This is a genomic window from Citrobacter freundii complex sp. 2024EL-00216 (assembly GCF_043945515.1).
Lineage (GTDB): Bacteria > Pseudomonadota > Gammaproteobacteria > Enterobacterales > Enterobacteriaceae > Citrobacter > Citrobacter portucalensis.
In genome coordinates this window covers 1-3,996 of the sequence record NZ_JBIMRA010000049.1, presented here as the reverse complement: position 1 = coordinate 3,996, position 3,996 = coordinate 1, and the positions used below count along the sequence as shown (strand labels likewise).

At 58.3% G+C, this 3,996-nt stretch carries 5 protein-coding genes and 3 pseudogenes; 4 read left to right on the top strand and 4 right to left on the bottom strand.

Annotated elements, in window-relative coordinates; genetic code table 11:
- Nucleotides 1-223 (top strand): hypothetical protein (locus ACHHZ7_RS25130; protein WP_369700332.1); only part of this gene is annotated, 223 nt, incomplete at its 5' end.
- 369 nt (nt 224-592) lie between these two features.
- Here ACHHZ7_RS25130 and ACHHZ7_RS25125 read toward each other — a convergent pair.
- Nucleotides 593-907: a helix-turn-helix transcriptional regulator gene (locus ACHHZ7_RS25125; protein WP_061342203.1), complete on the bottom strand. Its 315-nt coding sequence runs from the start codon at nt 905-907 to the stop codon at nt 593-595.
- Nucleotides 894-1,553, bottom strand: coding sequence for a tetracycline resistance transcriptional repressor TetR(C) (gene tetR(C) / locus ACHHZ7_RS25120; RefSeq protein ID WP_001038045.1), 660 nt, complete (start codon nt 1,551-1,553; stop codon nt 894-896). The genes ACHHZ7_RS25125 and tetR(C) overlap by 14 nt, the downstream gene beginning before the upstream one ends.
- A gap of 92 nt (nt 1,554-1,645) precedes the next feature.
- Here tetR(C) and tet(C) point away from each other — a divergent pair, with 92 nt between their 5' ends.
- On the top strand, nt 1,646-2,836 hold the full coding sequence (gene tet(C), locus ACHHZ7_RS25115) for a tetracycline efflux MFS transporter Tet(C) (protein ID WP_001297013.1): 1,191 nt from the start codon (nt 1,646-1,648) through the stop codon (nt 2,834-2,836).
- 91 nt (nt 2,837-2,927) lie between these two features.
- On the opposite strand, the pseudogene ACHHZ7_RS25110 reads toward tet(C), so the two are convergent.
- Nucleotides 2,928-3,017 (bottom strand): annotated as a pseudogene (locus ACHHZ7_RS25110) (type VI secretion protein); the annotation flags it as partial.
- Nucleotides 3,018-3,082: 65 nt separating this feature from the next.
- Between ACHHZ7_RS25110 and ACHHZ7_RS25105 the strand changes: the two are divergent.
- Both ACHHZ7_RS25105 and ACHHZ7_RS25100 read left to right on the top strand, forming a co-directional pair.
- Complete coding sequence (locus ACHHZ7_RS25105; RefSeq protein ID WP_009873362.1) at nt 3,083-3,274, top strand: hypothetical protein; 192 nt, start codon at nt 3,083-3,085, stop codon at nt 3,272-3,274.
- An 11-nt stretch (nt 3,275-3,285) separates the two neighbouring features.
- Nucleotides 3,286-3,555 (top strand): annotated as a pseudogene (locus ACHHZ7_RS25100) (hypothetical protein); the annotation flags it as partial.
- Nucleotides 3,556-3,921: 366 nt separating this feature from the next.
- On the opposite strand, the pseudogene ACHHZ7_RS25095 reads toward ACHHZ7_RS25100, so the two are convergent.
- Nucleotides 3,922-3,996 (bottom strand): annotated as a pseudogene (locus ACHHZ7_RS25095) (IS6 family transposase); the annotation flags it as partial.

Here is a 3,996-nt window from a genome sequence, read left to right as displayed (position 1 = left end):
ACCAGCGTACGGCCCACAGAATGATGTCACGCTGAAAATGCCGGCCTTTGAATGGGTTCATGTGCAGCTCCATCAGCAAAAGGGGATGATAAGTTTATCACCACCGACTATTTGCAACAGTGCCCATAGGCTTCATCAGCGCCTGACTGGCGAGCACGATTCCGGCCCTAGCCGCAGGATCGCGCAGGACGACCTAGTTACGAACCAGGCCGAGTGTTCCTGACATCCATCGGCACCATAGTTCTGCTTATCCGGCACGCGCGCGTCAGGGGTGTGGTGAACTACAAAGCAGACCCGTTGAGGTTATCAGTTCGATGCACAATCAGCAGCGCATAAAATATGCACAAGAACAGGAGCACCCTTCGCATTAAGCTGTGGTGGTAACAAGTAGTGCCGGGCTACCATCAGCGAGCATGATGCGCTCCCACAGCATTCGCCTTGGCAGTATGGAAGTTCCTCGCTCCAGTTCGGGCCGGTATCCACCTCGAGTGACCCCAGCCGCCCCTCATGCCAACCGAGCCCATTAAGCGCAGAGTCGGCCGCAACTATCTCGGGGACGCATAAACACGCAGCGATTTACCAAGGAGTTCGGCTAGGTCAATCCGCAATTCCCTTTGCCTGGCCGGAGATGCCGCGAGCAAACAATGTGTCCGGTCGCTACCAGATGGACTTTGTGGGCGGAGGATTGCACCAGACGCTTCAGCGCAGCGTCGTACGATGAATCGGAAGGCCCGGTAAGCAATTGAAGAACCGCTGACCACCTCCCATCCGACAATGCAAGGGTGCCCCGCTCCCAGCGCGACACGGTTGCCTGATCCACACCCATTAATTCAGCTAGGTGACTTTGCTTCATATGACGAAGCAACCGCGCCCTCCGCACCTGCCGCCCCCTGTCATTCGTCAACATTCTTCAGCACCTCAATGTCGTTCGTAGTGAGCCTCATTTTTTCAAGACCGCCGATGATGAGAGCCAGGCCTCGCTCGAATGCCGCGTCCGGACCGCCTTCGTAGACGATTTTCATCGCGCTCTGTAGGCGCGCCGGCATCGTAGACGCTGAGGTGGTCAACTGATCTTCGCCCCGCTCCTCGGCGTCTGCCTCGCTAGCTTGCTGCTCAAGAACAGCGCCGACGGTGAAGTAGCTGATTGCCATCAACGCATAGGTCGCGTCACCTGCCGAAAAGCCAGCATCGCAAAGGAAGCGAAGCTGCGCGTCGGCTTTTTCCATCTGCGGCGCGGCTGGCCGCGTCCCGGCATGAATACGCGCGCCATCGCGATAAGCGAGCAACGCCCGTCGAAAACTGCATGCATTGCCCTTCAGGAACGAACGCCAGTCGTCGTCATCCCTTGGCGTCGAATGCGTGTGATTTATCGTCAGCATGGCTTCGGCAAGTGCGTCGAGCAACGCACGCTTGTTCTTGAAATGCCAGTAGAGCGCTGGCTGTTGCACCCCGAGGCGCTCAGCCAGTCGGCGCGTCGTTAGACCTTCCATGCCCACGTCGTTAAGCAGTTCGAGCGCGGTTCGGATCACGGCCTCGCGTTGGAGCTTGTTCATTCGCGAATTCTCATGTTTGACAGCTTATCATCGATAAGCTTTAATGCGGTAGTTTATCACAGTTAAATTGCTAACGCAGTCAGGCACCGTGTATGAAATCTAACAATGCGCTCATCGTCATCCTCGGCACCGTCACCCTGGATGCTGTAGGCATAGGCTTGGTTATGCCGGTACTGCCGGGCCTCTTGCGGGATATCGTCCATTCCGACAGCATCGCCAGTCACTATGGCGTGCTGCTAGCGCTATATGCGTTGATGCAATTTCTATGCGCACCCGTTCTCGGAGCACTGTCCGACCGCTTTGGCCGCCGCCCAGTCCTGCTCGCTTCGCTACTTGGAGCCACTATCGACTACGCGATCATGGCGACCACACCCGTCCTGTGGATCCTCTACGCCGGACGCATCGTGGCCGGCATCACCGGCGCCACAGGTGCGGTTGCTGGCGCCTATATCGCCGACATCACCGATGGGGAAGATCGGGCTCGCCACTTCGGGCTCATGAGCGCTTGTTTCGGCGTGGGTATGGTGGCAGGCCCCGTGGCCGGGGGACTGTTGGGCGCCATCTCCTTGCATGCACCATTCCTTGCGGCGGCGGTGCTCAACGGCCTCAACCTACTACTGGGCTGCTTCCTAATGCAGGAGTCGCATAAGGGAGAGCGTCGACCGATGCCCTTGAGAGCCTTCAACCCAGTCAGCTCCTTCCGGTGGGCGCGGGGCATGACTATCGTCGCCGCACTTATGACTGTCTTCTTTATCATGCAACTCGTAGGACAGGTGCCGGCAGCGCTCTGGGTCATTTTCGGCGAGGACCGCTTTCGCTGGAGCGCGACGATGATCGGCCTGTCGCTTGCGGTATTCGGAATCTTGCACGCCCTCGCTCAAGCCTTCGTCACTGGTCCCGCCACCAAACGTTTCGGCGAGAAGCAGGCCATTATCGCCGGCATGGCGGCCGACGCGCTGGGCTACGTCTTGCTGGCGTTCGCGACGCGAGGCTGGATGGCCTTCCCCATTATGATTCTTCTCGCTTCCGGCGGCATCGGGATGCCCGCGTTGCAGGCCATGCTGTCCAGGCAGGTAGATGACGACCATCAGGGACAGCTTCAAGGATCGCTCGCGGCTCTTACCAGCCTAACTTCGATCATTGGACCGCTGATCGTCACGGCGATTTATGCCGCCTCGGCGAGCACATGGAACGGGTTGGCATGGATTGTAGGCGCCGCCCTATACCTTGTCTGCCTCCCCGCGTTGCGTCGCGGTGCATGGAGCCGGGCCACCTCGACCTGAATGGAAGCCGGCGGCACCTCGCTAACGGATTCACCACTCCAAGAATTGGAGCCAATCAATTCTTGCGGAGAACTGTGAATGCGCAAACCAACCCTTGGCAGAACATATCCATCGCGTCCGCCATCTCCAGCAGCCGCACGCGGCGCATCTCGGGCAGCGTTGGGTCCTGGCCACGGGTGCGCATGATCGTGCTCCTGTCGTTGAGGACCCGGCTAGGCTGGCGGGGTTGCCTTACTGGTTAGCAGAATGAATCACCGATACGCGAGCGAACGTGAAGCGACTGCTGCTGCAAAACGTCTGCGACCTGAGCAACAACATGAATGGTCTTCGGTTTCCGTGTTTCGTAAAGTCTGGAAACGCGGAAGTCCCCTACGTGCTGCTGAAGTTGCCCGCAACAGAGAGTGGAACCAACCGGTGATACCACGATACTATGACTGAGAGTCAACGCCATGAGCGGCCTCATTTCTTATTCTGAGTTACAACAGTCCGCACCGCTGCCGGTAGCTATTGACTATCCGGCTGCACTAGCCCTGCGTCAGATGGCTCTGATCCAAGGCAAACTGCCAAAATATCTGCTGGCACCGGAAGTCAGCGCCCTGCACCATTATGTTCCGGATCTGCATCGCAGGATGCTGCTGGCTACCCTGTGGAACACCTACATCTGTATTAACGAAGCGCTGGCATTGACCCTGAGTGATTTTTCTCTGGTGCCGCCTTATCACTGTTGAAGGCCACCGCTCATCACGCGTTTGCTGACATTGAGCCCTGCCGGCCGATCGGCCTGAGACTCTCAGCACAGGAGACGGCGGGTGACGAGCGTATACTTTTTCGACGCTTGGTTGCGGTCGCGCTAGGCGTGGCCGCCGACGAACCCGCTGGTGTCGCCCTTGCGGAGCAGCGCAAGGCGGACCTTGCCACGACATCCCCTCGCCCGCCGATCGTCTAAATTCGTCGAGGTTAAGAAATTCCCGCTCCGGCGAGGCCATCACCATCACCGGCGTCAGGTAGTGGACATGGCAGCAGCGCACGCAGGGGCACTGTTGCAAAGTTAGCGATGAGGCAGCCTTTTGTCTTATTCAAAGGCCTTACATTTCAAAAACTCTGCTTACCAGGCGCATTTCGCCCAGGGGATCACCATAATAAAATGCTGAGGCCTGGCC